At 70.2% G+C, this 26,515-nt stretch carries 25 protein-coding genes; 16 read left to right on the plus strand and 9 right to left on the minus strand.

Annotated elements, in window-relative coordinates; genetic code table 11:
- A complete protein-coding gene (locus tag ACFFGY_RS14390; protein ID WP_377045185.1) occupies nucleotides 1–936 on the plus strand; it encodes an SDR family oxidoreductase in 936 nt (311 codons plus the stop codon).
- On the opposite strand, the gene ACFFGY_RS14395 is transcribed toward ACFFGY_RS14390, so the two are convergent.
- Together ACFFGY_RS14395 and ACFFGY_RS14400 are read right to left on the minus strand one after the other, a co-directional pair.
- Nucleotides 877–1,635 carry an alpha/beta fold hydrolase gene (locus ACFFGY_RS14395; RefSeq protein WP_377045186.1) on the minus strand — a complete coding sequence of 253 codons (759 nt, stop codon included), beginning with the start codon at nucleotides 1,633–1,635 and terminating at the stop codon, nucleotides 877–879. The two genes, ACFFGY_RS14390 and ACFFGY_RS14395, sit on opposite strands and share 60 nt — an antisense overlap.
- Nucleotides 1,635–2,774, minus strand: coding sequence for a fumarylacetoacetate hydrolase family protein (locus ACFFGY_RS14400; protein WP_377045187.1), 1,140 nt, complete (start codon nucleotides 2,772–2,774; stop codon nucleotides 1,635–1,637). The genes ACFFGY_RS14395 and ACFFGY_RS14400 overlap by 1 nt, the downstream gene beginning before the upstream one ends.
- 177 nt (nucleotides 2,775–2,951) lie before the next feature.
- Between ACFFGY_RS14400 and ACFFGY_RS14405 the strand changes: the two genes are divergently transcribed.
- From ACFFGY_RS14405 to ACFFGY_RS14425, 5 genes are all read left to right on the plus strand, one after another.
- The gene (locus tag ACFFGY_RS14405) at nucleotides 2,952–4,070 is read left to right on the plus strand and encodes a glycosyltransferase family 4 protein (RefSeq protein ID WP_377045188.1); all 1,119 of its coding nucleotides are present in this window, start codon (nucleotides 2,952–2,954) and stop codon (nucleotides 4,068–4,070) included.
- The gene (locus ACFFGY_RS14410; RefSeq protein WP_377045189.1) at nucleotides 4,067–4,993 is read left to right on the plus strand and encodes a glycosyltransferase family 9 protein; all 927 of its coding nucleotides are present in this window, start codon (nucleotides 4,067–4,069) and stop codon (nucleotides 4,991–4,993) included. The genes ACFFGY_RS14405 and ACFFGY_RS14410 overlap by 4 nt, the downstream gene beginning before the upstream one ends.
- A gap of 65 nt (nucleotides 4,994–5,058) precedes the next feature.
- Nucleotides 5,059–7,014, plus strand: a complete 1,956-nt coding sequence (gene thrS, locus ACFFGY_RS14415) for a threonine--tRNA ligase (protein ID WP_377045190.1) — start codon at nucleotides 5,059–5,061, stop codon at nucleotides 7,012–7,014.
- Nucleotides 7,015–7,091: 77 nt separating this feature from the next.
- A complete protein-coding gene (gene infC, locus ACFFGY_RS14420) occupies nucleotides 7,092–7,604 on the plus strand; it encodes a translation initiation factor IF-3 (RefSeq protein WP_377045244.1) in 513 nt (170 codons plus the stop codon).
- A gap of 236 nt (nucleotides 7,605–7,840) precedes the next feature.
- Nucleotides 7,841–9,622, plus strand: a complete 1,782-nt coding sequence (locus tag ACFFGY_RS14425) for a glucan ABC transporter ATP-binding protein/ permease (RefSeq protein ID WP_377045191.1) — start codon at nucleotides 7,841–7,843, stop codon at nucleotides 9,620–9,622.
- Nucleotides 9,623–9,714: 92 nt separating this feature from the next.
- Here the strand turns inward: ACFFGY_RS14425 and ACFFGY_RS14430 are convergent, their stop codons facing one another.
- The gene (locus tag ACFFGY_RS14430) at nucleotides 9,715–10,191 is read right to left on the minus strand and encodes a hypothetical protein (protein ID WP_377045192.1); all 477 of its coding nucleotides are present in this window, start codon (nucleotides 10,189–10,191) and stop codon (nucleotides 9,715–9,717) included.
- Between the two features lie 251 nt (nucleotides 10,192–10,442).
- Here ACFFGY_RS14430 and mscL point away from each other — a divergent pair, with 251 nt between their 5' ends.
- On the plus strand, nucleotides 10,443–10,934 hold the full coding sequence (gene mscL / locus ACFFGY_RS14435; protein WP_377045245.1) for a large conductance mechanosensitive channel protein MscL: 492 nt from the start codon (nucleotides 10,443–10,445) through the stop codon (nucleotides 10,932–10,934).
- Between the two features lie 44 nt (nucleotides 10,935–10,978).
- Here mscL and ACFFGY_RS14440 read toward each other — a convergent pair whose 3' ends face one another.
- Nucleotides 10,979–11,887, minus strand: a complete 909-nt coding sequence (locus ACFFGY_RS14440) for an ROK family protein (RefSeq protein ID WP_377045193.1) — start codon at nucleotides 11,885–11,887, stop codon at nucleotides 10,979–10,981.
- A gap of 101 nt (nucleotides 11,888–11,988) precedes the next feature.
- On the opposite strand from ACFFGY_RS14440, the gene ACFFGY_RS14445 reads away from it, so the two are divergent.
- The 6 genes from ACFFGY_RS14445 to ACFFGY_RS14470 are packed head-to-tail and all read left to right on the plus strand — an operon-like array spanning nucleotide 11,989 to nucleotide 17,035.
- Nucleotides 11,989–12,237 carry a sulfurtransferase TusA family protein gene (locus ACFFGY_RS14445; protein ID WP_377045194.1) on the plus strand — a complete coding sequence of 83 codons (249 nt, stop codon included), beginning with the start codon at nucleotides 11,989–11,991 and terminating at the stop codon, nucleotides 12,235–12,237.
- The gene (locus ACFFGY_RS14450) at nucleotides 12,234–13,163 is read left to right on the plus strand and encodes a histone deacetylase family protein (protein ID WP_377045195.1); all 930 of its coding nucleotides are present in this window, start codon (nucleotides 12,234–12,236) and stop codon (nucleotides 13,161–13,163) included. Before ACFFGY_RS14445 ends, ACFFGY_RS14450 begins: the two co-directional genes overlap by 4 nt.
- A 27-nt stretch (nucleotides 13,164–13,190) precedes the next feature.
- Nucleotides 13,191–13,430 (plus strand): exodeoxyribonuclease VII small subunit, encoded by a 240-nt coding sequence (locus tag ACFFGY_RS14455; RefSeq protein WP_377045196.1) that lies wholly within the window; start codon nucleotides 13,191–13,193, stop codon nucleotides 13,428–13,430.
- Nucleotides 13,427–14,326 (plus strand): polyprenyl synthetase family protein, encoded by a 900-nt coding sequence (locus ACFFGY_RS14460; RefSeq protein ID WP_377045197.1) that lies wholly within the window; start codon nucleotides 13,427–13,429, stop codon nucleotides 14,324–14,326. The genes ACFFGY_RS14455 and ACFFGY_RS14460 overlap by 4 nt, the downstream gene beginning before the upstream one ends.
- A 25-nt stretch (nucleotides 14,327–14,351) precedes the next feature.
- Nucleotides 14,352–16,277, plus strand: coding sequence for a 1-deoxy-D-xylulose-5-phosphate synthase (gene dxs, locus ACFFGY_RS14465; RefSeq protein WP_377045198.1), 1,926 nt, complete (start codon nucleotides 14,352–14,354; stop codon nucleotides 16,275–16,277).
- Entirely contained in the window at nucleotides 16,274–17,035 is a 762-nt protein-coding gene (locus ACFFGY_RS14470) for a TlyA family RNA methyltransferase (protein ID WP_377045199.1), read from the plus strand. The genes dxs and ACFFGY_RS14470 overlap by 4 nt, the downstream gene beginning before the upstream one ends.
- 10 nt (nucleotides 17,036–17,045) lie before the next feature.
- Here ACFFGY_RS14470 and ACFFGY_RS14475 read toward each other — a convergent pair whose 3' ends face one another.
- The 4 genes from ACFFGY_RS14475 to fabI form a co-directional block, all read right to left on the minus strand.
- Nucleotides 17,046–17,228 (minus strand): peptide chain release factor 1, encoded by a 183-nt coding sequence (locus ACFFGY_RS14475; protein WP_377045200.1) that lies wholly within the window; start codon nucleotides 17,226–17,228, stop codon nucleotides 17,046–17,048.
- A gap of 148 nt (nucleotides 17,229–17,376) precedes the next feature.
- Nucleotides 17,377–18,570: a hypothetical protein gene (locus ACFFGY_RS14480; RefSeq protein WP_377045201.1), complete on the minus strand. Its 1,194-nt coding sequence runs from the start codon at nucleotides 18,568–18,570 to the stop codon at nucleotides 17,377–17,379.
- A gap of 83 nt (nucleotides 18,571–18,653) precedes the next feature.
- The gene (aroC, locus tag ACFFGY_RS14485; protein ID WP_377045202.1) at nucleotides 18,654–19,760 is read right to left on the minus strand and encodes a chorismate synthase; all 1,107 of its coding nucleotides are present in this window, start codon (nucleotides 19,758–19,760) and stop codon (nucleotides 18,654–18,656) included.
- A gap of 31 nt (nucleotides 19,761–19,791) precedes the next feature.
- Nucleotides 19,792–20,634 (minus strand): enoyl-ACP reductase FabI, encoded by an 843-nt coding sequence (gene fabI / locus ACFFGY_RS14490; RefSeq protein WP_377045203.1) that lies wholly within the window; start codon nucleotides 20,632–20,634, stop codon nucleotides 19,792–19,794.
- A gap of 106 nt (nucleotides 20,635–20,740) precedes the next feature.
- Between fabI and pdxH the strand changes: the two genes are divergently transcribed.
- Nucleotides 20,741–21,355: a pyridoxamine 5'-phosphate oxidase gene (gene pdxH, locus ACFFGY_RS14495; protein WP_377045204.1), complete on the plus strand. Its 615-nt coding sequence runs from the start codon at nucleotides 20,741–20,743 to the stop codon at nucleotides 21,353–21,355.
- A 144-nt stretch (nucleotides 21,356–21,499) separates the two neighbouring features.
- A complete protein-coding gene (locus ACFFGY_RS14500) occupies nucleotides 21,500–22,375 on the plus strand; it encodes a universal stress protein (RefSeq protein ID WP_377045205.1) in 876 nt (291 codons plus the stop codon).
- A gap of 99 nt (nucleotides 22,376–22,474) precedes the next feature.
- On the opposite strand, the gene ACFFGY_RS14505 is transcribed toward ACFFGY_RS14500, so the two are convergent.
- Nucleotides 22,475–23,932 carry a M20 family metallopeptidase gene (locus tag ACFFGY_RS14505; protein ID WP_377045206.1) on the minus strand — a complete coding sequence of 486 codons (1,458 nt, stop codon included), beginning with the start codon at nucleotides 23,930–23,932 and terminating at the stop codon, nucleotides 22,475–22,477.
- Between the two features lie 308 nt (nucleotides 23,933–24,240).
- On the opposite strand from ACFFGY_RS14505, the gene ACFFGY_RS14510 reads away from it, so the two are divergent.
- A complete protein-coding gene (locus ACFFGY_RS14510; RefSeq protein ID WP_377045207.1) occupies nucleotides 24,241–26,304 on the plus strand; it encodes a Hint domain-containing protein in 2,064 nt (687 codons plus the stop codon).
- The last annotated feature ends 211 nt before the right edge of the window (nucleotides 26,305–26,515 follow it).

A 26,515-nucleotide genomic window follows, 5' to 3' on the forward strand; every position in this document is an offset into this window, starting at 1 on the left:
GTGCCGCAATCTAACGCTCCCTCCGCGGCGGCGCCACTCGGTGCGACGTCGCGCGGGCGGATGCTGGTCTTCGGCCTGGGCTACACCGGTTACACGATCTCGCGCGCGGCCGCGGCGGCGGGCTTCGCGGTGCAGGTCACCTCGCGCGGCGCGGAATCGGTGGAGCAGCGCGACGGCTTCGCCGTGGTGCCGTTCGGCGCGGCCGGTCCGGCCATCCTTGCGGCGACGCACGTCATCTCCACGGTTCCCCCGGGCCGCGAGGAGGGTGATCCCGTTCTCTTGGCCTGGGCCAGTGCGATCGGGGCGGCTCCGGCGCTGCGCTGGCTCGGCTACCTGTCCACCACCGGCGTTTACGGGGATCGTGGCGGTGCGGCGGTGGACGAGCGGACGGAGCCGCGGCCGCAGCAGGACCGGTCCCGGCGGAGGCTCCGGGCGGAGGAGGAATGGGCGGCGCTCCTGCGTCCGGGCCTGTCGCTCGACCTGTTCCGGGTCGGCGGCATCTACGGTCCGGGGCGCAGCCCGTTCGATGACCTCCGCGCGGGACAGGCCAGGCGGGTGGCGAGACCAGGCCACGTGTTTTCCCGCATCCACCGCGACGACATCGCGCGGGCCGTGGTGGCCGCGGCGGACAAACCGGCAGAGGGGCGCCGGGTCCTGCACCTCGTGGATGACGAGCCGGTGGAAACCGCCGCCATGGTGGCCGAGGCCGCGCGGCTGCTCGGGCTTCCGGTGCCGCCGGCGATCCCCTTCGAGGAGGCGGTGGCGACGATGTCGCCCATGGCCCGCTCCTTCTGGAGCGAGAACCGGCGGGTGGAGAACCGCCTCACCAAGGTCGCGCTGGGTCTTGAGTGGCGGTATCCGACCTATCGTGAGGGGCTACGCGGCATCCTTGCGCAGGAGCGGGTCGAGGGCGCGGGCGAGCAGAACGAGGTCTGACGGACGGGACAGGCGGTGGTCGCCGTCCTTGATCAGCGTCAGCAGCACGCCCGGGTCGTCCAGCGCCTCCACGATCCGCAGCGCGTGGCGCCAGGGCACGTCCGGGTCGGCCATGCCCTGCAGCAGGTGAACGGGGCACCCTAGCCGGCGCCGGTCGCGCAGAACGAGGTTGCGGGCGCCGTCGCGCAGCAGCGCGGCGGTAAAGGGAACCGGGTCGCCGTATTCCGACGGACGATAGGTGACGCCGTCGCGCGCCAGCGCCTCGTGGTCGGCCACCGTCAGCTCGGCCGGGATCAGCTCCTCGGTGAAGTCCGGCGCGGCGGCGATGCCGACCAGGGCGCGGACACGCTCCGGACCCCAGCGTCGGGCCAGGAGCAGGGCGATCCAGCCCCCCATGGAGGAGCCCACCAGCACCAGCGGCCCGGGCGCGCGGGCCGCGATCACCGCGGCCGCGTCCTCCGTCCAGCGGGTGATCGTGCCGTCCTCGAAGCGGCCGCCGCTGGCGCCGTGGCCGGAATAGTCGAGGCGCAGGAAGGCCTGTCCGCGCGCGGCGCAGTGGTCGCGCAGGAAGATCGCCTTGCTGCCGGTCATGTCGGAGCGGAAGCCGCCCAGGAACACCACCGTCGGCCCCGCCCCGGGCAGGCTCGCCCAGGCGAGCGCGGTGCCGTCGCGATCGAGGGTGCCGGTTTCCTCCCGCATCAGGGCGCCGCCCGGGGCAGGCCGCGCGCGGCGAGCGAGCGCAGCAGCGCGCCCGTGCCGAAGCGCCAGGGCGGGCACTGATCGGTGGGCAGCACGGTGTTGCACAGCGCGCCCAGGCGCGGGGAAGCGATGCGGACCCGGTCGCCCGTCTGATGGGTGAAGCCCATTCCCGGCGCGCCGCGGTCCTTGGTGGGCGAGAAGGGCGTGCCGAGAAACAGCACGAAGCCGTCCGGATACTGGTGGTGGGCGTTGATGGACTGCCTCACCAAGTCTTCCGGGTCGCGGCTGATGCTGCCGATCTCGCCCTGGTCGTCGAGGTGGAAGCCGTCGCGGCCCTCGATGGTGAGCTGCACCTTGGCCCCGCGCACGTCGTCGAGGGTGAAGTCACCATCAAAGAAGCGGATCGCTGGGCCCAGGGCGCAGGCGGCGTTGTTGTCCTTGGCGCGGCCGAGCAGCAGCGCCGAGCGGCCCTCGATGTCGCGCAGGTTCACGTCGTTGCCCAGCGTGGCGCCGAGGATGCGGCCCTGCGAATCCACCGCCAGCACCGCCTCGGGCTCCGGATTGGACCAAGCGGAAGCGGGGTTCACGCCGATGGCGGCCGCGGGGCCCACCGCGCTCATGGGCTGGCCCTTGGTGAAGACCTCCGCATCGGCGCCGATGCCGACCTCGAGGTACTGGCTCCACCAGCCCTTTTCCATCAGCGCTTCCTTGACCCGCATCGCTTCCTCGCTGCCGGGGCGCAGCTCGGCCAAGTCGTCGCCGATGATCTCGCGCACCTCGGCACGGATCGATTCGGCGCGGGAGGCATCGCCGCGGCAGCGTTCCTCGATCACGCGCTCCAGCATCGAGCGGACATAGGTGACGCCGCAGGCCTTGATCGCCTGCAGGTCCACCGGCGCCAGCAACCGGCCTTCCGCCAGCGCCGCGGCGAGGTCGAGCTCCAGCGGCACGCCGCGGGCGGTGATCGCGGCCACGGGGTCGTCGCTCTCGAACCAGGCGCTGACCGTGCCGAAGGCGGGGGTCAGGTCATAGGCCCGGCCGCCCGTGACACCGAGCACCACCGGCCCCTCCGGCGTGGCCAGCCGCGCCGCGAAGCTGCCCTGCTGCCAGTCCTGCGGCAGTTCCGCCTGCATGGTCATGCGATCCTCCTTGGTGTTCCCGGCGCAAGTGCTGGACCCGCGCCGCCGCGCCGTCCAGGGGGCATCGGGGTCACGGCACGCGGGGCGGCGCCGGAAGGTTCCGGGGCCGGCCGATTTCGCGCCCTGATTTCGCCCCCTGATTTCACGTAGGGCGAAACTGCTCTACAGCGCGCCGTGATGCCAGCCAGCGCCGCCGTCCTGCAGGTCCTCCCCGCGCTCCGTTCCGGCGGCGTGGAGCGCGGCACCGTGGAGATCGCCCGCGCCCTGGTGGCGGGCGGCTTCCGCGCCTTCGTGGCCTCGGCCGGCGGTGCCCTGGCCGAGGAGGTGGAGGCCGCCGGGGCGCAGCACGTCACCCTGCCGCTCCACCGCAAGTCGCCGCTGGCACTGTGGCGCAATGCCGCGGCCCTGAGTGGCCTGATCCGTGAGGAGGGGATCGGGATCGTTCACGCCCGTTCCCGCTTCCCGGCCTGGTCGGCGCTGATCGCCGCGCGGCGAAGCGGGGCGCATTTCGTGACGACCTATCACGGCGTCTACAGCGAGGACTTTCCGGGCAAGCGATTCTACAACTCCGTCATGGCGCGGGGCGAGCGGGTGATCGCCATCAGCGAGCACGTCGCGGGCGTGATCCGCGGCCGGTACGGGGTCGGGCCGGACCGGCTGCGGCTGATCCCGCGCGGGGTGGAGGTGGACAGCTTCGACCCCGCCCGCGTGTCGCCGGCACGGGCTGAGGCGCTGCGCCGGCGCTGGGGCATCCCGGCGGAACGGCCGGTGGTGATGCTGCCGGGCCGGCTGACGCGCTGGAAAGGGCAGGGCGTGCTGCTGCGCGCGCTCGCCCGGCCCGAGGCCGCAGGCGCCTTCGGGGTGCTGGTGGGCGAGGGCGCCTATCGCGCGGAGCTGGAGCGCGACATCGCGGCGCTGGGTCTCACCGGTCGGGTGGTGATGCCGGGGGTGGAGCGCGACATGCCGGCGGCGCTGACGCTGGCCGACCTCGTGATCCATGCCAGCACCAAGCCGGAGCCCTTCGGCCGCACCGTGATCGAGGCGCAGGCGATGGAGCGCCCGGTGATCGCCTCCGACCTCGGCGCGCCGCGCGAAACCGTGGAGCAGGGCGTCACCGGCTGGCGCGTCGCACCGGACGATCCGGCGGCGCTGGCGGCGGCGATCGGCCAGGCGCTGGCGCTGCCGGAAGCCGAGCGGCAGGCCATGGGCCGCCGCGCCAGGATGGCGGTGGAGGCGCGCTACACCACCGCCGCCATGCAGGAGGCGACGCTGGCCGTGTACCGCGAGCTGCTGTGAGGATCCTGGTTATCAAGCTTTCGGCGCTGGGCGACGTGGTGCTGGGCTTCGGCCCCTTCGCCGCGATCCGGGCGCATCATCCCCGTGCCGAAATCACCCTGCTGACCACGCCGCCCTTCGCGGAACTCGCCCGGCGCTCGCCCTGGTTCGATGCGGTGTGGGAGAACGGGCGCCCGCGCGGCTTGGCGGCATCGTGGCAACTGGCGCGGCAGCTGCGCGGGGCGCGATTCGACCGGGTCTATGACCTCCAGACCTCGTCCCGCTCGTCGCGCTACCGCTGGCTGGTGGGCGGGGGTGCCGAGTGGTCCGGCATCGCCGCGGGCGCCAGCCACCCGCACCGCAACCCGGACCGGGACGCGATGCACACGCTGGAGCGGCAGCGGGAACAGCTGGAGCAGGCGGGGATCACCCGCTTCCCCGCGCCCGATCTCGGCTGGCTGGATGCCGGGCTCGCGCAGCTGGCGCTGCCGGACGGCTTCACGCTGCTGGTGCCCGGCGCCAGCCCGCAGCGCCCGCTCAAGCGCTGGCCGCATTTCCCGGCGCTGGCGGCCCTGCTGCCCGGCCCAGTCGCCGTGGCGGGCGGCCCCTCCGAGCGCGACCTCGCCGCCGCGATCCTGAGTGCGCGGCCCGACGCCGTTGACCTGACCGGCCGGACCACCCTGTTCGAGCTCGGCGCCGTGGCGCGGCGTGCCCGGGCCACGGTGGGCAACGACACGGGGCCGACGCACCTGGCCGCGGCGGTGGGCTGCCCGACTCTCGCCCTGTTCGGCGAGGACAGCGACCCGCGCCTCGCCGCCCCGCGCGGCCGGGCGGTGCGGCTGCTGCGGCGGGAGCCGTTGTCGGCGCTCCCGGCCGGGGAGGTCATGACAGCCCTGCGCGATCTCGACGCGGGTAGGGCTGGATCACCATCTCCATCTCCTTGACGCTGGAGGCGGCGCACCGCAAAGGTCGCGCCGGTTTTCCCACCCATGAGGAACGGTTGATACAGATGCTCGCGATCACGCTGCCCGACGGATCTTCCCGGTCGTTCGACGGGACGGTCACGGGCACCACGGTCGCGGCCTCGATCGGCCCGGGGCTGGCCAAGGCCGCGCTGGCGATGGAGCTGGACGGCAAGCTGGTGGACCTCGCGACCCCGATCGAGCGGGATGCCAAGGTCCGCTTCATCACCCGCAAGGACCCGGAAGCGCTGGAGATGATCCGGCACGACGCGGCGCACGTGCTGGCGGAAGCGGTGCAGGCGCTGTTTCCCGGCACGCAGGTGACGATCGGCCCGTCGATCGAGAACGGCTTCTACTACGACTTCGCCCGCAACGAGCCCTTCACGCCGGAGGACTTCGCCGCGATCGAGGCCAAGATGCGCGAGATCGTGGCGCGCAACAGCCCCTTCGAGCGCGAGGAATGGCCGCGCGAGGAAGCGATCCGCTTCTTCGAGGAGCGTGGCGAGCGCTACAAGGCCGAGTTGATCCGCGACCTGCCGGTGGACGTGCCGATCAGCATCTACCGCCAGGGCGAGTGGCTCGACCTGTGCCGCGGCCCGCACATGCGCGGCACCGGCGACGTGGGCGGGGCTTTCAAGCTGATGAAGGTCGCCGGCGCCTATTGGCGGGGTGACCACCGCAACGCCATGCTCAGCCGCATCTACGGCACGGCCTGGCGCGACCAGAAGGAACTCGACGCCCACCTCCTCCAGCTTGAGGAGGCGGAGCGCCGCGACCACCGCAAGATCGGCCGGGAGATGGACCTGTTCCACCTCCAGGAAGAGGCGGTGGGCAGCATCTTCTGGCACCCCAAGGGCTGGAAGCTCTACTCGGTGCTTCAGGACTACATGCGCCGCCGGCTCGACGAGGCCGACTACCAGGAGGTCCGCACGCCGCAGCTGGTGGACCGGCGCCTCTGGGTCGAATCCGGCCACTGGGACAACTACCGGCAGAACATGTTCATCGCGACGGTGGAGGATGAGTCCGAGAAGGACCGCGTCCTGGCGCTCAAGCCGATGAACTGCCCCTGCCACGTGCAGATCTTCAACCACGGCCTGCGCTCCTACCGCGAGCTGCCGATGCGCATGGCCGAGTTCGGCGCCTGCCACCGCTACGAGCCCTCGGGCGCGCTGCACGGCATCATGCGGGTCCGCGGTTTCACGCAGGACGACGCCCATATCTTTTGCACCGAGGAGCAGGTGGCGGCGGAAACGGCGCGCTTCGTGGCGCTGCTGAGCTCGATCTACCGGGATCTCGGCTTCGAGAACTTCCGGGTGAAGTTCTCCGACCGCCCCGAAAGCCGCTCCGGCACCGACGCGGTGTGGGACCAGGCCGAGGGCGCGCTGCACGAGGCCTGCCGCATCGCCGGCGTCGAGTACGAGATGAACCCGGGCGAGGGCGCCTTCTACGGCCCCAAGCTGGAGTTCGTGCTGCGCGACGCGATCGGCCGCGACTGGCAGTGCGGCACGCTGCAGGTCGACTTCGTGCTGCCCGAGCGCCTGGGTGCCGAGTACGTGGCCGAGGACGGCTCCCGCAAGCGGCCGGTGATGCTGCACCGCGCCATCCTGGGCTCCTTCGAGCGCTTCCTCGGCATCCTGATCGAGGAGCACGCCGGGCGCTTCCCGCTGTGGCTGGCGCCGGTGCAGGTGGTGGTGGCGACCATCGTCAGCGACGCCGACACCTATGCGCGTGAGGTCGTGCAGGCGCTGCGGGCTGCGGGCGTCCGGGCCGAGCTCGACGTGCGCAACGAGAAGATCAACCGCAAGGTGGCCGACCACATCGCCGCCCGCGTGCCCGTCCTGGCGGTGCTGGGCCGGCGCGAGGCGGAGGAAGGCAAGCTCGTGCTGCGCCGCCTGCCGGGGCGGGAGCAGGAAACCCTGACCCTGGCCGAGGCGGTGGCCCGGCTGGCGGCCGAGGTTGCACCGCCTGACAGCAAGACCGAGATCGTGGTTGCAGCGGCCTAGGCCGCGCACCATAACTCATCCCATTCCCGAAATTACAACAGGAGATACCCCTGGCCAGAGGCCCAATTCCGAACCAGCTGCCCACCCGCGACGGTCCGCGCGTGAACGAAGATATCCGCGTTCCGCAGGTCCGACTGATCGACCAGGATGGCGAGATGCTCGGCGTGATGAGCGCGCGTGATGCCCTTCTGCGCGCCTACGACGTCGGCATGGACCTGCTCGAGATCAGCCCGAACGCCGTGCCGCCCGTCTGCAAGATCACGGACTACGGCAAGTACAAGTACGAGCAGCAGAAGAAGGCCAACGAGGCCCGCAAGAAGCAGAAGATCGTCGAGATCAAGGAAATCAAGGTTCGCCCGAACATTGATGACCATGATTACGAGGTGAAGATGCGCGCGGCCCGCTCCTTCATCGAGGAAGGCGACAAGGTCAAGGTGACGCTGCGGTTCCGTGGTCGCGAGATGGCGCACCAGGATCTCGGCGCCAAGGTGCTGGAGCGCATCCGCACCGAACTGGGCGAGACCGTGAAGGTGGAGTCCATGCCGCGCCTTGAGAATCGCCAGATGATCATGGTTCTCGCGCCGAAGTAAGGCTACGCGATCGAAGGGGGAGCGAACCGGCTCTCCCTTTCCGGCCCCCGCCGGCGGCCGGGGCCGCGTGAGGCGTCCTGTCGCGCTGCAACTGATCCGTAATCGGCGCGCTACCCGCTCATCCGCCTTGGTCTCGACCTCCCGCCAGCAATCGGGCATGCGGTTGACCACTGTGGGCAGCGCCGCACCGGCAATCAGCCGGGGCGGAGCAGGGCGTAGGGGCACGGAACAGGTTCATGGGATTTCTGCGTCTTTACGGCCGGGTTCTCGGCCTTCTCGCCCCGGATCGCTGGGTGGCGATCGGGCTTGCCCTCGCGGCACTCGCCCTGGCCGGCCTGCAGTTCCTGGAGCCCGTGCTGTTCGGACGGGTCATTGATGTTCTGTCCGCCACCGGACGCTTGCCTTCCAACGAAATCTGGCGCCAAGCGACGGCCCTGTTGGTCGTCTGGTCCGCCGTGGGCGTGACGGGAATCGCCGCCAACGTCGCGACCTCGCTGCTGGCCGACCGCATGTCTCACCGCAACCGGCTGAGCTCCATGCACCGGTTCTTCCAGCATGTGTTGAACCTGCCGTTGTCCTTCCACGGTGACACGCAGTCGGGCCGCATCATGAAGGTGATGCTGGCGGGAACCGACAATCTGTTCTCCATCTGGCTCGGCTTCTTCCGCGAACACCTGATGACCTTCATCTCGGCGCTGGTGCTGCTGCCGCTGACGGTGTTCCTGAACTGGCGCCTGTCGCTGCTGCTGATCGCGCTGGTGATCGTCTTCGCGGGCGTGTCGGTGTTCGTGATCCGGCGGACGCAGTCGGCGCAGGAGAAGGTCGAGGGGCTGCAGTCGAACCTCGCCGGCAACGTCCAGGATGCCCTGTCCAACGTGACCGTGGTGCAGGCCTTCACGCGCGTCCATGCCGAGAGCCAGATGTTCGGCGACATCGTCCGCCAGGTTCTGGCGCACCAGTTCCCGGTGCTGAACTGGTGGGCGGTGGTGACGGTGCTGACCCGCGCCTGTTCCACCATCTGCATCATCTCGATCTTCGTGCTGGGAACCTGGCTGCACATGCGCGGCCAAGCCTCGGTGGGTGAGATCGTCACCTTCATGGGCTTCGCGAACATGCTGATCGCCCGCATGGAGGGAGCGGTCGGCTTCGCGTCGCGCCTGCTGCTCCAGGCGCCGGCACTGCGCGAAATGTTCGCGGTGCTCGACGCCCGGTCCTCGGTGCCGGAGAAGATGGGAGCCGTGAACCTGCCGCGGGCCCAGGGCGCGGTTCATTTCGAGAAGGTCGCCTTCGGCTATCCCGGCGGGCCGCGCATCCTGCGCGACGTGAGCTTCGACGCGCCGCCCGGCCGGACCGTGGCGCTGGTCGGTCAGACAGGTGCGGGCAAGTCCACCGCGATGTCGCTGCTGCAGCGCATCTGGGACCCAGTGGAAGGCAGCATCACCCTGGACGGTCACGACCTGCGTGACCTGTCGCTCAACAGCCTGCGCAGCAACATCGGCGTGGTCTTCCAGGACTCCATGCTGTTCAACCGGACGATCCGGGAAAACCTGCTGGTCGGCCGGCCCGACGCGACGCAGGAGCAGATCGAGCACGCCTGCCGGATGGCGGAGGCGCACGACTTCATCGTGCGCCAGCCGCTGGGCTACGACACGCTGATCGGCGAGCGCGGCAGTACGCTGTCGGGTGGGCAGAAGCAGCGCCTGTCGATCGCGAGGGCGCTGTTGAAGGACCCGCCGGTGCTGATCCTGGACGAGGCGACCTCCGCCCTCGACACCGCAACCGAGGCCCGCGTGCAGCGGGCGCTCAAGGCGCTGATGACCGGCCGCACCACCTTCATCATCGCCCACCGGCTGTCGACCGTGCGCGACGCCGACGAGATCCTGGTCTTCGAGGCGGGGCTGGTGGCGGAGCGCGGGACCTTTGACGAGCTCGTCGCCCTCAACGGCCGCTTCGCGGAACTGGTGCGGACGCAGCTCGCGGGAACCACTTTAGCCGCGAAGCCTCCCGTCGCGGCCTGACGGCCGGGCGGTACAACGAGAAACGCCGCCGCGGGGGTCCGCGGCGGCGTTCCGAAGCAGGGGGGACGGCCCGTGGGGCCATCCATCCGAACTCAGCGCATCGGGCGCAGGGTGCCGTCGGCACCACGCTCGAACACGCCGCCGCCGCCCATGTAGGCGCTGCTCGCGGCAGGCGCCGCGGCGCGCGACGTCCGCGGGTTCAGGCGGCGCAGGCGAGCCGGGCCGGTGCCGGGGCCACCCTCCACCGCGGAGGAGCCGGCGTCGCTGTTGTCGCGGGGAGTAGAGCCTGCGGTCGAGTAGGTCGTCCGCTGGCGGCTCATCGGGCGGGTGTCGACGGCGGAAGAGCCGGCCGCGCTGTTGTCGCGCGGCGAGGCGCCGTACTGGCTGCGTGAGGTCGGCGGCGCGCTCAGGCGGGGCGAGGTGTCGATCGCCGACGACCCGGCGCCGCTGTTGTCGCGCGGCGTGGCGCCCGGGGTGTTCTGGGTGGTCGGGACCTGCGCCTGGGCCGCAACGCTCCCGCCGCCGATAGCGAGCACCACGGCAAGCGCCGTGAGGTAGTTCCTGTTCATTCTCATTCTCCACGAATCGGCCGGATCATGCCGCGCGGCGGAAGCTACAAGGCTTCGCGGGGCGAAAGCATGTCTGATCGCGTAACGACGGTGCGAAGCGGGAGTTTGTGGTCCATTATGACAAAGATGCAGCGCTGGGCCGCGGTCCCGTCGAAACCGCAGCACGCGCAGCCCGACAGCCTCTGACCCGTTCGCACCTCGGGAACGCGCGATCGCGGGTCGCCCCAGAACCTGAAGGGAAAGGACAGCGGATGTTGTTGGAGAGAATTTCGCGCGAACCGGCCTGGCTACGTCAGTTCAAGGGCTTCATTGCCCGCGGCAGCGTCATCGATCTCGCGGTCGGCGTGGTGATCGGTGCCGCCTTCACCGGCATCGTCAACAGCCTGGTGGAAGACTTGATCAACCCGGTTCTCGGACTGCTGGTCGGCCGGATCGACTTTTCGAACATCTTCATCGTGTTGGCCGGTGATCGCGCTACGTCGCTCGAAGCAACGCGCCAGGGTGGCGCCGCGGTTCTGGCGATCGGCAACTTCATCAACACGCTGATCAAGTTCGTGATCGTGGCGCTAGCGATCTTCTGGCTCCTGAAGATCCTGGCGCGCCTGCACCTGACCGGGAGCATCCCGGGCGAGAAGAAGGAGGCGGGACCCACCGCGGAAGAGAAGCTGCTGACCGAGATCCGCGACGAGCTGCGCGCCGCCCGGCAGGGCGAGACCGTACCGGTGCCGATCCCGCCTTCCTGACGGGCGCCCCGGCGGACGGCGTGCTGCTCGCCGCCCCGGCCGCCTCAGCCGTGATCCCAGAGCCGGGCCGCGCCGAATACGCCCGAACTGTCGCCGTGCTTGGCCTGAACGATGTTGATGCTGTGCGAGTCTCCGAAGATCAGCGGCTCCATCAGCCGCGGCACCTCCCGGTACGGGTGCTGCATGTTGGACACCCCGCCGCCCAGCACGATGACGTCCGGGTCCAGCGTGTTCACGAGGTTCGCCAGCGCGCGCGCCAGCCGGTCGGCGTGGCGGGCGAGGCCGGCCCGGGCGAGCGGGTCGCCGGCCGCGGCCTTCTGCTCGATGGAGGAGGCGTCCCGCTGCCCGGGGCCGAAGGTATCCACCGCGAGGCCCGGCCCGGACAGGTAGGTTTCGAGGCAGTTGCTGTGGCCGCACCAGCAGCGGGTGCCCGGCAGTTCTTCCGGCTTCATCCAGGGCAGGGGCGAATGCCCCCATTCCCCGGCGATGCGGTTCGGCCCGTCGAGCGCGCGGCCGTGCACCACGATGCCGGCCCCGACGCCGGTGCCCAGGATGATCGCGAAGACCACGCCGTAGCCTTTGCCAGCGCCGTCGGCGGCCTCGCTCACCGCCAGGCAGTTGGCGTCGTTCATGATCCGCACCTCGCGGCCCAGCGCCGCCTGAAGGTCGCGGTCGAGGGGGTTGCCGTTCAGCTCCTGGGTGTTGGCGTTGCGCACCAGCCCCGTCGCCGGGCTGATGCTGCCCGGGATGCCCAGGCCGATCGTGTGGCGCGTCCCGGGCGGGGAGCGCAGCTCGGCCTCCGCCTCGGTCACCAGGCCCACGATGTTGCCCAGGATCTCCCCGTAGGCCTGCGGCGTCGGCCGGCGGCGGCGCAGCAGCACGCGCCCGGCCTCGTCCATGGCCACGATCTCGGTCTTCGTGCCGCCGAGGTCCAGGCCCAGCTTGATCCACATGCCTTGTCCGTGCTCCTCCGATCTGCGTCGCAACCTAGCGCACCCACGGGGCACGGGAAGCGGCTGGACAGCGATGGGTGCGGGGTGTTGGTATATTCTCCATGAGCGAAACCGTGCTCGACGTGAAAGGGCTGACCTGTCCCTTGCCAGTGCTCAAGGCGAACAAGGCCTTGCGGTCACTTCCGGCCGGCGCGCGGCTGACGGTCCTCGCCACTGATCCGGCCAGCGTGAAGGACTTCCAGGCCTACGCGCGGGAAACCGGTCACGCGCTGGTGGGCTTCAGCGAGGGCTCGGGCCTGTACCGCTTCACCCTGCGAAAGCGCGACGAGGTGGCGAAGGACGCGGGGTGAGCGTGCTTCTGCTGACGCACCGCGCCTGCCTCGGCCACGACATGGGGCCGGAGGCGCCGGAGTGCCCGGAACGGCTGCGCCGGGTCGTCGAGGCGCTGGAAGCGCAGAAATTCTCTACCCTGCTGCGCGAGGAAGCGCCGCTGGCAACGCGGGAACAGCTGCTCCGCGTCCACACGCCCGACCACGTCGAAACCCTCCTGAGCCTGCATCCGGGCCCGGGCGAGACCATCCGGCTCGATCCGGATACGGCGGTGGGCGAGCACAGCACCGAGGCGGCGTTGCGGGCGGCCGGTGCCGGGGTGGCGGCGGTGGACGCCGTCCTGGCCGGCGGGGTGCGCCGGGCCTTCTGCGCCGTTCGGCCGCCCGGCCACCATGCTGAGCCCGCTCAGGCCATGGGTTTCTGCCTGTTCGGCAACGCCGCGGTGGCGGTGCGCCACGCCCAGCAGGTGCACGGGCTGCGCCGCGTGGCGCTGCTGGACTTCGACGTGCATCACGGCAACGGCAGCCAGGCCGCTTTCGGAAACGATCCCGGCGTGTTCTTCGCCTCCACCCACCAGATGCCGCTCTATCCCGGCACCGGCGCGGCGGAGGAGCGTGGCTGCGGCAACATCTGGAACCTGCCCCTGGCGCCGGGCAGCCGCTCCGAAGCCTTCCACCAGGCCTGGGAGGGCACCATCCTGCCCGAGCTTCGCCGCTTCGCGCCGGAGCTGATCGTGATCTCGGCCGGCTTCGACGCCCATGCGCGCGACCCGCTGGCGCAGCTGCGGCTGGAGGAGGAGGATTTCCGCCGCGTCACGGCTGCCATCTGCGAGGTGGCGCGTGAGGTTTGCGGGGGAAGGGTGGTATCCTTGCTCGAAGGAGGCTACGACCTCGCCGCGCTGGCCCGTTCCGTGGCCACGCATGTTCAGGCCCTGATGGACGCCTGACACGATGCCTGCTGGAAAACGAGATCTATGACCGATACGCCGCCTCCCGTGGAGACGCTGTCCTTCGAGGACGCGTTGCGCGAGCTCGAGGACATCGTCCGCCGGCTGGAGCGGGGGGATGCCTCGTTGGAAGCCGCGATCACGAGCTACACCCGCGGGACCGAGCTGCGCACCCATTGCGAGCGCAAGCTGGCCGAGGCCGAGCAGCGTGTTCAGGCCATTGTTCCCGGACCCAACGGGCCCGCCCTGCGGGAGATCGAGGAATGAGCGCGATCGAGTTGAAGCACGGCCTCGCCCAGGCGCAGGCCGAGATCGAGCAGGCGCTGGACGTTCTGCTGCCGCGCGAGGAAGGGCCCGAGGCCTCCCTGTTTGCTGCGATGCGCTACGCCGCCATGGGCGGCGGCAAGCGGATGCGCGGCTTCCTGGTGCTGGAAGGCGGGCGGCAGTTCAACGTGGCGCGCAACTCGGCGCTGCGCGTCGCGGCCGCGGTGGAGATGCTCCACGCCTACTCGCTGGTGCATGACGACCTGCCGGCGATGGACGACGACGACCTGCGCCGCGGCAAGCCGACCGTTCACAAGAAGTGGGACGAGGCCACCGCAATCCTGGTGGGCGACGCGCTGCAAACACAGGCCTTCGCCGTGCTGGCCGCGCCCGACACCCATCCCGAACCCGCCGTGCGGGCCGAGCTGTGCCTGGAGCTGGCACTGGCCTCGGGCGCGCGCGGCATGGTGGGCGGGCAGATGCTCGACATCTTGGCCGAGAGCGCCGTTGAGCCGCTGACCCAGGCGGAGGTCGGTCGACTCCAGCTGCTCAAGACCGGGCGCCTCATTGAATTTTCGGCCGAGGCCGGCGCGATCTTGGGTAAGGCGAACCAGTCGCAGCGCTCGGCACTTTGCAACTACGGTCACGATCTCGGCACCGCCTTCCAGATCGCCGATGATCTGCTGGACGCCACCGCCACGGCGGAGGAAACCGGCAAGGCGACCGGCAAGGACGCCGGCGCCGGCAAGGCGACGCTGGTGAGCCTGCTGGGCCTCGAGCGTGCTCGTGCGCAGGCGGAACGACTGGTCTCCCAGGCCCGATCGCATCTCGACAGCTTCGGCGAGAAGGCAGAATTGTTGCGGCTACTCGCCGACTACGCCATTGCCCGGCGGAACTGATCTCAAGTCGCGGCCGGAGGAAACGATGTCACGACCCAGCACGCCGCTGCTCGACCGCGTTCGCACGCCGGCCGACCTGCGGAACTTCTCGACCGAGCAGCTGAAGCAGATCGCGGCCGAGCTTCGCGCCGAGACCATCGACGCGGTCTCCACCACCGGCGGTCACCTCGGCGCCTCGCTCGGCGTGGTGGAGCTGACGCTGGCGATCCATGCCGTGTTCGACACGCCCAGCGACCGGCTGCTGTGGGACGTCGGCCACCAGGCCTACCCGCACAAGATCCTGACCGGGCGCCGCGACCGCATCCGCACCCTGCGCCAGCCGGGCGGGCTGTCCGGCTTCACGCGACGGAGCGAGAGCGAGTACGACCCCTTCGGCGCGGCGCATTCCTCGACCTCGATCTCGGCCGGCCTCGGCATGGCCGTGGCGCGCGACCTCCAGGGCGATGCGCGCAACGTGGTGGCGGTGATCGGTGACGGCGCGATGTCGGCGGGCATGGCCTACGAGGCCATGAACAACGCCGGCGCCATGAAGTCGCGCCTGATCGTGGTGCTGAACGACAACGATATGTCGATCGCGCCGCCGGTGGGGGCGCTGAGTTCCTACCTGTCGCGGCTGATCTCGTCGCGCCCCTTCCTGTCGATCCGCGACGTGATGGCGCGGCTGGCCAAGCGCTTCCCGGCGCCGCTGGCCCGCGCGGCGGAGCGGGCCGACGAGTACGCCCGCGGGTTGCTCACGGGCGGCACGCTGTTCGAGGAACTGGGCTTCTACTACGTGGGCCCCATTGACGGGCACGACCTCGACGCGCTGATGCCGGTGCTGCGCAACCTGCGCGACGCCGAGAAGGGGCAGCCCGTGCTGCTCCACGTCGTGACCAAGAAGGGCAAGGGCTACGCCCCGGCCGAGGCCGCCGCCGACAAGTACCACGGCGTGCAGAAGTTCAACGTCATCACCGGCGAGCAGCAGAAGGCCCCGCCCGGCCCGCCGGCCTATACCAAGGTCTTCGCGCAGTCGCTGATGGCCGAGGCCAAGGCCGACGACCGCATCGTGGCGATCACCGCCGCCATGCCCTCGGGCACCGGGCTGGACCTGTTCGGCAAGGCCTATCCGGACCGCACCTTCGACGTGGGCATCGCGGAGCAGCACGCCGTCACCTTCGCCGCCGGCATGGCGACGGAGGGGATGAAGCCCTTCGTGGTGATCTACTCGACCTTTCTCCAGCGCGCCTACGACCAGGTGATGCACGACGTGGCGCTGCAGAACCTGCCAGTCCGCTTCGCGATGGACCGCGCCGGGCTGGTGGGGGCCGACGGCGCCACCCATGCGGGTTCCTTCGACATCGCCTATCTCGGCTGCCTGCCGAACATGGTGCTGATGGCGCCAGCCGACGAGGTCGAGCTGGTGCACATGACGGCCACCGCGGCGGCCTACGACGACGGGCCGATCGCCTTCCGCTACCCGCGCGGCGAGGGCACCGGCCTCGCGCTGCCGGAACGGGGCGAGATCCTGCCGATCGGCAAGGGCCGCGTCCTGCGCCAGGGCAGCGCCGTGGCGCTGCTGAGCTACGGCACCCGCCTCGCGGAATGCATGAAGGCGGCCGAGGAGCTGGCCTCGCGCGGGCTGTCCTGCACCGTGGCCGATGCCCGCTTCGCCAAGCCCCTGGACACCGAGCTGGTGGAGCGACTGGCCCGCGAGCACAGCGTGCTGATCACGGTCGAGGAAGGCTCGGTGGGCGGCTTCGGCAGCCTGGTGGCGCAGCACCTCGCCTGGAAGGGGTTGCTGGACGGCGGGCTGCGCTTCCGTCCGATGACGCTTCCCGATCGCTACATCGACCATAACGCGCCGCGCAAGCAGTATGACGAGGCCGAGTTGAACGCGCCGCACATCATCGCGGCGGCGCTCTCGGCACTGGGCGGCGCGGCGTCCGCGACCTCGGCACCCGCCAGGGCGTGACGGAGGCCGGGACCAAGCCGGCCGGCAAGCTGCGGGTCGACCAGATCCTGGTCGACCGCGGGCTCGTGGAAAGCCGGACGCGGGCACAGGCGCTGATCCTCGCGGGCAAGGTGTTCTCGGGCGAGGCGCGGGTCGACAAGGCCGGGCAGATGCTGCGGCTCGACACGCCGCTGGAGGTCCGCGGCCAGGAGCATTCCTGGGTGTCGCGTGGCGGCATCAAACTCGCCCACGCGATCGACCACTTCGCGCTGGACCCGGCCGGGCTGGTGGCCATCGATGTCGGGGCCTCCACCGGCGGCTTCACCGACGTCCTGCTGCAGAAGGGCGCCGCCAGGGTCTACGCGGTGGATGTGGGCCATGGGCAGCTTGCCTGGAAGCTGCGGCAAGACGACCGCGTGGTGGTGCTGGAGCGCACCAATGCTCGCCACCTCACCGAGGAACAGGTGCCCGAGCCGGTGCAGGCCGTGGTCTGCGACGCTTCCTTTATCGGGCTGCGCACCGTGCTGCCGGCAGCCCTGTCGCGCGTCGGCAGCGGCGGCTGGGCCGTCGCGCTGATCAAGCCGCAGTTCGAGGCAGGGCCGGGGCTGGTGGGAAAGGGTGGGGTCGTGCGCGACCCGCAGGTCCATCGGGATGTCTGCGACACCATCCGCCAGTGGTGGGGCGGGCTGGAAGGCTGGGAAGTTCTCGGGATCGAGGCCAGTCCCATCACGGGACCGGAAGGCAATCGGGAGTTCCTGATCGCCGCGCGGAGGCGCTGAGCCTCCGCGGTCAGTGGCCGAGGCGGAGCCCGGCAGAAGGCACGGTAACGGCCGGCAGCACGGGCGTGGCGCTGGGACCGGCAGAAACCTCGGCCAGCAGGCTCCAGACCCGTTCCGGGTCCATACGAACTTCCGGATCGTTGATCAGCCGGTCGAGTTCCTTCAGCCGTGCCTCGAATTCCGACTCGGTCATGCGAGGCCCCGCTAGGGAAGGCTCAGTCATGAAGGTTGTCCCTCAACACTGATGTTGCGCTGCAGCAAGGTCAGGAGTGTGCCGCAGCCGCCCGACGGGCAGCAACAAAAACGTGCAGCCTTCACCAAGGTTTTAAGATGCTGCCGAATCAGAGCGAGGAGGCGATCGCCGGCTGCAAGGGACCGAGCTTGGCCTGGGGATGCGACGGGTTGCGGTACCGCATCTCCCCCTCGGCGACGCCGGCAGGGGGCTGCACCTCCAGAAGTTCCATCCGGGACGCGCAGGTCACGGCCACCACCTTGCGGGCTTCGGCGGTGGTCAGGAAGCGGCGCACGGCGCCCTCGAGCTCCAGCCGGTCGCGCAGGCCGCGCCACTCGCCCGGCTCGAGATCGTCGAGGAAGATCGACAGGATGCCAGGACGGGTGCCGCTCAGCCGTTCGGTGGCGGCGACGAGGCGGCGGCACACGGCGGCGGCGATGTCGTTCTCCCGGCCCGAGCGCGCGGCCAGGACGAAGACGCTGCCGCCCGCGGGATTACCGGCCACCGCCAGGTGGGCATCGGGTCCGAACTGGGCGCGCAGGCTGCTCGGCAGTTCCGCCTGCGCTCCGGCCAGCAGCAGCGGGTCGAGCTTCAGCACGGCATCGGCATCCGTGTCCTGGCGCGAGCGGGCCGACAGCATGGCGGTGATGCGCCGGTGCAGCTCCGCAACGTGGTCCGGCGCCTTCAGCCCCTCGGGCAGGGTCATCTTCAGCACGTAGCGGCCCGGATGGGCGGACAGCCAGGTGTGCAGGTCCGGGTTCACCCGGTCCACCAGGGCGCACCAGCCCGTGCGATGCAGCGGGCGGCCTTCCTCGGCCGACATGGTGTCGCAGACGATCTCGGCCTCGGCCCCGTCGCGGCGGATCAGCAGGTCGAAGGCGGCACCGTCGAGCAGGCCGGCATGATGGACCTCGAAGCCCCGGGAGCGCTGCAGCGCGGCGACGCGCAGCATGTGAAACAGGGGAATGAGGTTCGCCTGTCCCGTCAGCCCCGCGGCCAGGAGCTCGCGGAAGCGCTCCCGCGGGCCAGGGGGAAGGTTGGCCGCGAGCTGCACGGCTTCCCGCGCGAAGGTGGTGACGCAACGCTCCGCCCGATCGCCGCTCCGCGCCTCCTTGCTCGGGGCGCAAAGGCGGGCGAGCGCCAGTTCCATGGCGTGCCGCTGCTGCGCGGCGCGGGCGCCCAGCGTTCGGTTGCGGATCGTTTCGCTGATCTCGGCGACGCGCTGCAGCCAGGCCGGTTTGCCTGCCAGATCCAGGAAGTTTTCCATGAACCCAGGATCAGCCTGCGTTTCGGTGGCGGACACGTTTAACCATCCTCACACAGCCGGGACCCTCTCAAAGCCAGAACGGTGGCGGAGCGTCAACGAACGTCTGCGTGAAGGAACGGTCAGTTTCGTGGGAGGCGTGCCTGCGTCGGCGCGGCGGGGTTCTGCGCCCGGTGCCGCAGCAGGTGATCGGCCAGGACGCAGGCCACCATCGCCTCGCCCACCGGCACGGCGCGCAGGCCCACGCAGGGGTCGTGCCGCCCCTTGGTCACCAGCTCCACCTCGCGACCCTGCTGATCCACCGAGCGGCGGGGCTGCAGGATCGAGGAGGTGGGCTTCACCGCGAAGCGGGCGACCACCGGCTGACCCGTGGAGATGCCGCCGAGCACGCCGCCGGCGTGGTTGCTCAGGAACTCCACCGTACCGTCGGGGCCCATGCGCATCTCGTCGGCATTCGCCTCGCCGGTCAGGGCGGCGGCGGAAAAGCCTTCGCCGATCTCCACGCCCTTGACCGCGTTGATGCTCATCAGCGCGCCGGCGAGGTCGGCGTCGAGCTTGCCGTAGATCGGCGCACCGAGTCCCGGCGGGGTCCCTTCCGCCACAACCTCGATCACCGCGCCGAGGCTGCTGCCGTTCTTGCGCACCGCGGTCAGCGTTTCGGTCCAGCGGGGCACCGCCGTCGGGTCCGGGCAGAACAACTCGTTGCGCGCGACCTCGTCCCAGTCCCAGGCCGCACGATCCACCGGGTCGGCACCGAGCTGGGCCATGGCGCCGCGGATCACCACCTCGGGGCCCAGCACCAGGCGGGCGATGGCGCCTGCCGCCACCCGCATCGCGGTTTCCCGCGCCGAGGAGCGCCCGCCGCCGCGGTAGTCCCGAACGCCATACTTCAGGTGATAGGCGAGGTCGGCGTGACCGGGGCGGAAGCGCTGCGCGATCTCGCCATAGTCGCGGGAGCGCTGGTCCTGGTTGGTGATCTCCAGCGCGATCGGCGTGCCGGTGGTCAATCCCTCGAAGACGCCGGACAGGATGCGGACCTCGTCAGGCTCCTGCCGCTGCGTCACCAGCTTCGACTGTCCGGGGCGGCGGCGGTCGAGATAAGGCTGGATGTCGGCCTCGCTGAGCCGCAGGCCCGGCGGGCAGCCATCCACCACGCAGCCGATCGCCGGCCCGTGGCTCTCGCCCCAGGTGGTGACCCGGAACAGGTGGCCGAAGCTGTTGTGCGACATGCGGGGTCCTGCGCGCCCGGCCGGTGCCGGATCAGCCCTTCTCGACGGTAATGTCGGGGGCGTCGGGGTTCTTCATGCCGACGACGTGGTAGCCGCAGTCGACGTGATGGACCTCGCCCGTCACGCCCGAGCTCAGGTCGCTCAGGAAATAGAGGCCGGACTTGCCGACCTCCTCCAGGCCGACGTTGCGGCGCAGCGGCGCGTTGTACTGGTTCCAGCGCAGGATGTAGCGGAAGTCGCCGATGCCCGAGGCCGCCAGCGTCTTGATCGGCCCGGCGGAGATGGCGTTGACCCGGATGTCGTCGACGCCGAGGTCGGTGGCCATGTAGCGCACCGAGGCCTCCAGCGCCGCCTTGGCCACGCCCATGACGTTGTAGTGCGGCATCACCCGCTCGGCACCCAGGTAGGTCAGCGTCAGCAGCGAGCCGCCGGGGTTCATCATCGCCGCCGCGTGGCGCGACACCGACACGAAGGAGAAGCAGGAGATGTCCATCGCCTGCAGAAAGGCGTCGCGCGGCGTGTCGAGGTAGCGGCCGCGCAGGTAGTCCTTGTTGGCGAAGCCGATGGCGTGCACCAGGAAGTCGATCTTGCCCCAGCGCTGTGCCAGCGCGGCGAAGGTCGCCTCCACGGAGGCATCGTCGGTCACGTCGCAGGGCATCACCAGGTCGCTGCCGATGCTGGCCGCCAGCGGCCGCACCCGCTTCTCCAGCGCCTCGCCCTGATAGGTGAAGGCGAGCTCCCCGCCCTGGGCGGCAACGGCGCGGGCGATGGCCCAGGCGATGGAGCGGTCGTTGGCCACGCCCATGACCAGGCCGCGCTTGCCCGCCATCAGGGTTCCGGTGGCAGGTTGTTCGTTGGCGGCGGCTTCGTTCATAGCGGATCACAGTCCCAGCAACCGGCTGGGGAAACCGGCTGGCGTATGTTGCGGCAGGCGGGGAGGGGTGGCACATGCCTCCTGACCCGGCAAGAGGGAAGGGACCATGAACGCCACCCTGGACGCCAGCACTGACTTCGAGCGTGCCACCGATCCGTTCCCACTGTTCGACCGCTGGATGGCGGACGCGGAGCAGAGCGAGCCGAACGATCCGAACGCCGTGTGCCTGGCCACCGCGACGCCCGACGGCAGGCCGGCTGCGCGCATCGTGCTACTCAAGAGCGTCGATCCGCGCGGCTTCGTGTTTCATTCCCACTACACCGGCCGCAAGGGTGAGGAGATGGCGGCCAACCCGCAGGTCGCGCTCTGCTTCCACTGGAAGACCCTGCACCGGCAGGTGCGGGTGGAGGGGCGGGTGGAACGTGCCTCGGCCGAGGAGTCCGACAGCTACTACGCTTCGCGGGCGCGGACGTCCCGGCTGGGTGCCTGGGCCTCGCGTCAGTCGCAGCCGCTGCGCGACCGGGCCGAGCTCGAGGCCGCGCTGCGCGAGGTGGAGGCCCGTTTCCCGGGCGAGGACGTGCCGCGGCCGGAGCACTGGGGCGGCTTCCGGGTGGTGCCGACGGTGGTCGAGTTCTGGCAGGACGCGCCGTATCGCCTCCATGACCGTCGCGTCTTCACGCGGACCGGCGAGGGCTGGGCCACGCAGCGGCTGTATCCCTGAAGCTGGGCTCACGTCCCGCGCGGCGCTCCGCTGGCGGGACGCCCCGGGATTGTGCCACATCTGCGGCTGCGCGGTGACGCGGCGGGACGGAGTCCCTGCCGCGCCGCCCGCACAGGAACGCCGGGCCCATAAGGAACCAGCACCATGGCTTACCGCCGACTTCTCCTGCCGCTGACCGGCACCGCCTCCGGTGAGGCAGCGCTCCAGACCGCCCTGATGGTGGCGCGCATCTGGCACAGCCACGTTCATTGCATGCACGTCCGGGTGGATGCCCGCGACGTCGCGCCGCTGGCGGGCGAGGGCCTGTCGGGCGCCATGATCGAGGAGATGATGGCGGCCACCGAGCGCGAAAGCGGCGACCGCGCCTCCCGCGTGCGGGAACTGTTCGACCGCTTCGTGGACGGCAAGGACGTGGTGATCGCCACCACCGCCGAGAGCGCCAACAAGGCCGATGCCGCCACGCTGAGCTTCGAGAGCGTGGCCGGGCGCGAGGAAGACCTCGTGGCGCAGCAGTCGCGCCTCTATGACCTGGCGGTGGTGCCGCATACCGAGGCGGGCGAGGACGTGTCCTCTTCCGACGCGCTGCACGCCATCCTGTTCGACAGCGGCCGGCCGGTGCTGATCGCCCCCCAGCAGCCGCCCCAGACGATCGGCACCCGGGTCTGCTGCGCCTGGAACGGCACCGCCGAGAGCGCCGCCGCCATCGCGGCCTCGCTGCCCTGGCTGCACCATGCCGAGGCGGTGCAACTGCTGCATTCCACGGCCTATCACCGCCGCGGCCCCAATGTTCAGGGCATGCTGTCCTACCTGCGCTGGCACGGCATCAAGGCCGAGACGCGCGAGTTCCAGCCGATCAGCAAGGACGTCGGCGCGGGCCTGCTCGCGGCGGCGACCGATTTCGACGCGGACCTGCTCTGCATGGGCGCCTACAGTCACTCGCGGCTGCGGCAGCTGATCCTGGGCGGCGTCACGCGGCATGTGCTGGAGCACGCCGCCATCCCAGTACTCATGTGTCGCTGAGAGAGACGTGAGGCCAGCCGGCGGGCTGGCCTCGCCTGCCGGGGCGCGGCTGAACGCGCCGACACGACGGGCGGGCGCGTCAGGACGTGCCCGCGGCGATCAGTCGGCTCGCTTGGCCGCCCGGGCTGCGGCGCGCAGCGGCGGCGCCAGGACGTCGGCTGGGATGGGGCACTCGTAGGGACGGCCCCCGGTCCGCTCCCGCAGCTCCTCCTTCGCGCGCCGCAGCAGCTCGGGATCGCGCAGCGCGTCCAGCGCCGTTGCCGCCATTGCCTTGGCGGCCTGCACCATGCCCTTGTGTGCGCCGGGGCTCTTGCCCTGCGCCACGGCCTGCCAGGTGTGAAAGGGCGTGCCGATCGCCCAGGTGGCGCCCCAGCACTGCACGGTCGGCACGATCTGGCTGACATCGCCCACGTCGGTGGAGCCGTTGCCGGGGCGGGAGGTTCCGTCGAAGGGGAGCACCCTCCGGTGCAGCGGCTCGGCCGCCAGCGACGGCTCGCCGCCCATAGAGGCGACGCTGTCGGCGAGGTCCTCCTCGCTCAGCGAGGCGCGGATGGCCTCGGCGAGGCGCAGGTCCTCGGCATTGAAGGCGGGGGCGCCCAGCTGTTGCAGGTTCTCGTGCATCCGCATCTCCAGCACCGTGTTCGGCACCGTGTCGGAACAGGCCTTGTCGATCTCCATCTCCATGCGCGTGCCGGTCATGATGGCCGCCCCTTCGGCGCAGGCCTTCACTCGCTCGAACAGTGCCTGCGCCTCGCGCACCCGGGGGCCGCGGATCAGGTAGAGCACCTCGGCCTCGGCCTGCACCACGTTGGGCGACACGCCGCCGCTGTTGGTGATGGCGTAGTGAACGCGGCAGTCCAGCGGCATGTGCTCGCGCAGGTAGTTCACGCCGACATTCATCAGCTCCACCGCGTCGAGCGCGGACCGGCCGAGCCAGGGTGAGCCCGCGGCATGCGAGGCGCGGCCATGGAAGCGGAAATACACCTGAAAATTGGCGAGCGAGCGCGACGACATGACGCTGCTCACCACCCCGGGGTGCCACGACACCGCGAGGTCGAGATCGTCGAAGACACCCTCGCGCGCCATGAAGGTCTTGCCGGAGCCGCCTTCCTCACCCGGACAGCCGTAGTAGCGGATCGTGCCTTCCAGCCCGTTGGCCGCCAGCGAATCGCGCGCCGCGACTGCGGCCAGCATGGCGCCGGCGCCCAGCAGGTTATGGCCGCAGCCGTGGCCGCTGCCGCCTGCAACCAGGGCGTGCTGCTCGGCGCGGCCGGCCTCCTGGCTCAACCCGGCCAAGGCGTCGAATTCACCCAGGAAGCCGACAACCGGTCCGCCGGAGCCCGCCTCCGCCACGAAGGCGGTGGGGAGACCAGCCACCGCACGGGTGACCCGGAAACCATGCGCTTCCAGCGCCGCGATCTGCTCCTCCACAGAGGCGTGCTCGGCAAAGCGCAGTTCGGCATGGCCCCAGATGCGATCCGCGACGGCGGTGAAGGCGGGACTCAGCGCCTCGACCTCGTCCGAGAGGCGGGAAAGGGAAATCTGATCGTTTCTCATCCGGGTCCTGGTGGTCTGCGACGTCCGAAACAAAGCGATTCGTAGCCTTTTCGCGAGCCGGCAGTCACCTGGGGTTGAGAGCTACTCGACATGGCCCGGCGCCTAACCTGGCTTAGTGCCGTGATTTTTCACTGCAGGGTGCAACCAAAACGTCAGAGATTCTGCCCAACTCGCCAAAAAGTTGTGCAGAGCAAAAGATTCTCGCTAGCGGAACATTCATACTTTATTTACCAGTGCTCCTGACGATCCAGTTCGCCTGTCAGAACGGTCAGGCCGTTGGGTCGGTAAATTTCTGACAGGAGATAAATTTGCCGTACTCAAATCCGACCCTCGGCAACCCGAACGGTACGCCAACCACCGGGAACGACACCTACGCTCCGGCGTCGCTGTTGGGCCTCCTCAACATCGCTGACGGAAACGATAGTTCCGGCGACGCCCTCGCTGGCAACGACACCCTGATCGGCGGCAACGGCAGCGACACCCTCAACGGTGGCGACGGCAACGACCTGATCATCGGCGGCAGCGGCAGCACGCTCGCTGCCGACGCCAGCCTGCTGGGTATCGCCCAGGTCAATGTCGGCCTCGACCTCAGCCTGCTGAGCGCCTCGGGCGACAGCAACGACAGCCTGATCGGCGGCGCCGGCAACGACACCATGTTCGGTGACGCCGGCAACGACACGCTGCTCGGTGGCGCCGGCGACGACGTGCTGGATGGCGGCGCGGGCATCGACAGCATGGTGGGTGGCGCGGGCAACGACCTGTACCTGACCGACAACCCCAGCGACGTCGTCGTCGAGGCGGCGAACGAGGGCATCGACACCGTCAACACGACGGCCTCGAACTACACGCTCGGTGCCAATGTCGAGAACCTGACCTTCGTCGGCACCGGCACCATCACCGGCAACGGCAACGAGCTGAACAACGTCATCACCGGCAACGGCACCAGCAACTACCTGAGCGGCCTGGCCGGCGCGGATACGCTGGTGGGTGGTGCCGGCAACGACACGCTGGACGGCGGCACGGGTGACGACTCCATGGCCGGCGGTTCCGGCAACGACACCTATTACACGGACAGCGCCTTCGACCTCGTCACCGAGGCAGCCGGTGAGGGCACCGATACCGTCGTCACCACGGCCAACCTGACCACGCTGACGGCCAACGTCGAGAACCTGACCTTCGCGGGCTCGGGCAACTTCATCGGCACCGGCAACGACCAGGACAACACCATCACCGGCGGCAGCGGCAATGACCGCCTCGACGGTGGTGCCGGCAACGATACGCTGATCGGCTCGGGCGGCAGCGACACGCTCGATGGTGGTGCGGGCGCCGACTCCATGGTGGGTGGCAGCTCCGGCGACGTCTACGTCGTCGACAACGTCGGCGACGTGGTGGTGGAGCAGGACAATTCCGGCACCGACCTCGTCAACACGACGCTCAACACCTACACGCTCGGCAACTACCTCGAGAACCTGACCTTCACCGGCACCGGCAACTTCATCGGTAACGGCAATGCCCTGGACAACGTCATCACCGGCGGCAGCGGCAACGACACCATCAACGGTGGGCTCGGCAACGATACGATCAGCGGCGGCGGCGGCAGCGACTCGCTGATCGGCGGCGGCGGCACCGACACCGTTCAGTTCGCCAACGCCTTCGCCACCTACTCCTTCACGGTGAACGACGCGACCAACTCGGCGACCGTGGCCGGCAACGGTGCCACCACGACCACCCAGGGCTTCACCAACTATGTCTTCTCCGACCGGACCGTCACGTTCGCGAACCTTCCCTGCTACGTGACGGGCACGCGCATCGAGACGACCCGCGGCCTGGTGACGGTGGAAGACCTCCGTGCCGGCGACGTGGTGCGCACGGTGTCGGGTCGCCATGGCGACTGGGCGCCGGTGAAGTGGATCGGCTTCCGCCAGGTCGACCTGCTGCGCCATCCGCAGCCGGCGAAGGTTCAGCCGGTGCGCTTCCTGGCCGGCTCGCTGGGTGAGGGACTGCCGGTGCGTGACCTCGTCGTGTCGCCCGACCACTGCATGTGGATCGACGGCGCGCTGGTGCCGGCGCACCTCCTGATCAACGGTGACAGCATTGTCCAGGAAACCGCCCGCGCCACCGTGACCTACTGGCACGTGGAGCTCGAGCAGCACGACGTGCTGGTGGCCGAGGGTGCCGCGTCGGAAAGCTACCTCGACACCGGCAACCGCCACGCCTTCACCAACGGCGGCGCGGCCGAGATGCTGCACGCCGACTTCGAGGGCAGCGACAGCGCCGATCGCCTGGTGCCCCGCCTGCCCGCCGACGGTGGCGAGGTGGTCCAGGCCATCCGCGCCCGCCTGAACGGCGCCGTGCCCGCCCTGGCGGCCTGAGCGAAACAGGGGCGAGGGTTTACCTCGCCCCTGACTTCAGTGCCGCGGCCCGGATCACCGGGCCGCGTCGCTGCAAGCCGAGCCGGCTTGCAACGAATTCCTCTCCCTTCCCGAATCTCTGATCGCGCTTTCCGCTTCGCCGCGTCGAAGCGAGGTTGCGAGCCCGTGCGGCATGGTTCATCCGGTTGGCATGACTGAGGTTGGACCGGGC

It is taken from the genome of Roseomonas elaeocarpi, assembly GCF_042433915.1.
Taxonomy (GTDB): domain Bacteria; phylum Pseudomonadota; class Alphaproteobacteria; order Acetobacterales; family Acetobacteraceae; genus Roseomonas; species Roseomonas elaeocarpi.

Excerpts from the sequence above, each read along its gene's own strand:
- ACFFGY_RS14395 (WP_377045186.1), bottom strand. The coding sequence starts at position 1,635 with ATGCGGGAGGAAACCGGCACCCTCGATCGCGACGGCACCGCGCTCGCC.
- ACFFGY_RS14400 (WP_377045187.1), bottom strand. The coding sequence starts at position 2,774 with ATGACCATGCAGGCGGAACTGCCGCAGGACTGGCAGCAGGGCAGCTTC.
- ACFFGY_RS14405 (WP_377045188.1), top strand. The coding sequence starts at position 2,952 with ATGCCAGCCAGCGCCGCCGTCCTGCAGGTCCTCCCCGCGCTCCGTTCC.
- thrS (WP_377045190.1), top strand. The coding sequence starts at position 5,059 with ATGCTCGCGATCACGCTGCCCGACGGATCTTCCCGGTCGTTCGACGGG.
- ACFFGY_RS14425 (WP_377045191.1), top strand. The coding sequence starts at position 7,841 with ATGGGATTTCTGCGTCTTTACGGCCGGGTTCTCGGCCTTCTCGCCCCG.
- ACFFGY_RS14430 (WP_377045192.1), bottom strand. The coding sequence starts at position 10,191 with ATGAACAGGAACTACCTCACGGCGCTTGCCGTGGTGCTCGCTATCGGC.
- mscL (WP_377045245.1), top strand. The coding sequence starts at position 10,443 with ATGTTGTTGGAGAGAATTTCGCGCGAACCGGCCTGGCTACGTCAGTTC.
- ACFFGY_RS14440 (WP_377045193.1), bottom strand. The coding sequence starts at position 11,887 with ATGTGGATCAAGCTGGGCCTGGACCTCGGCGGCACGAAGACCGAGATC.
- ACFFGY_RS14445 (WP_377045194.1), top strand. The coding sequence starts at position 11,989 with ATGAGCGAAACCGTGCTCGACGTGAAAGGGCTGACCTGTCCCTTGCCA.
- ACFFGY_RS14455 (WP_377045196.1), top strand. The coding sequence starts at position 13,191 with ATGACCGATACGCCGCCTCCCGTGGAGACGCTGTCCTTCGAGGACGCG.
- ACFFGY_RS14460 (WP_377045197.1), top strand. The coding sequence starts at position 13,427 with ATGAGCGCGATCGAGTTGAAGCACGGCCTCGCCCAGGCGCAGGCCGAG.
- dxs (WP_377045198.1), top strand. The coding sequence starts at position 14,352 with ATGTCACGACCCAGCACGCCGCTGCTCGACCGCGTTCGCACGCCGGCC.
- ACFFGY_RS14475 (WP_377045200.1), bottom strand. The coding sequence starts at position 17,228 with ATGACCGAGTCGGAATTCGAGGCACGGCTGAAGGAACTCGACCGGCTG.
- aroC (WP_377045202.1), bottom strand. The coding sequence starts at position 19,760 with ATGTCGCACAACAGCTTCGGCCACCTGTTCCGGGTCACCACCTGGGGC.
- fabI (WP_377045203.1), bottom strand. The coding sequence starts at position 20,634 with ATGAACGAAGCCGCCGCCAACGAACAACCTGCCACCGGAACCCTGATG.
- pdxH (WP_377045204.1), top strand. The coding sequence starts at position 20,741 with ATGAACGCCACCCTGGACGCCAGCACTGACTTCGAGCGTGCCACCGAT.
- ACFFGY_RS14500 (WP_377045205.1), top strand. The coding sequence starts at position 21,500 with ATGGCTTACCGCCGACTTCTCCTGCCGCTGACCGGCACCGCCTCCGGT.
- ACFFGY_RS14505 (WP_377045206.1), bottom strand. The coding sequence starts at position 23,932 with ATGAGAAACGATCAGATTTCCCTTTCCCGCCTCTCGGACGAGGTCGAG.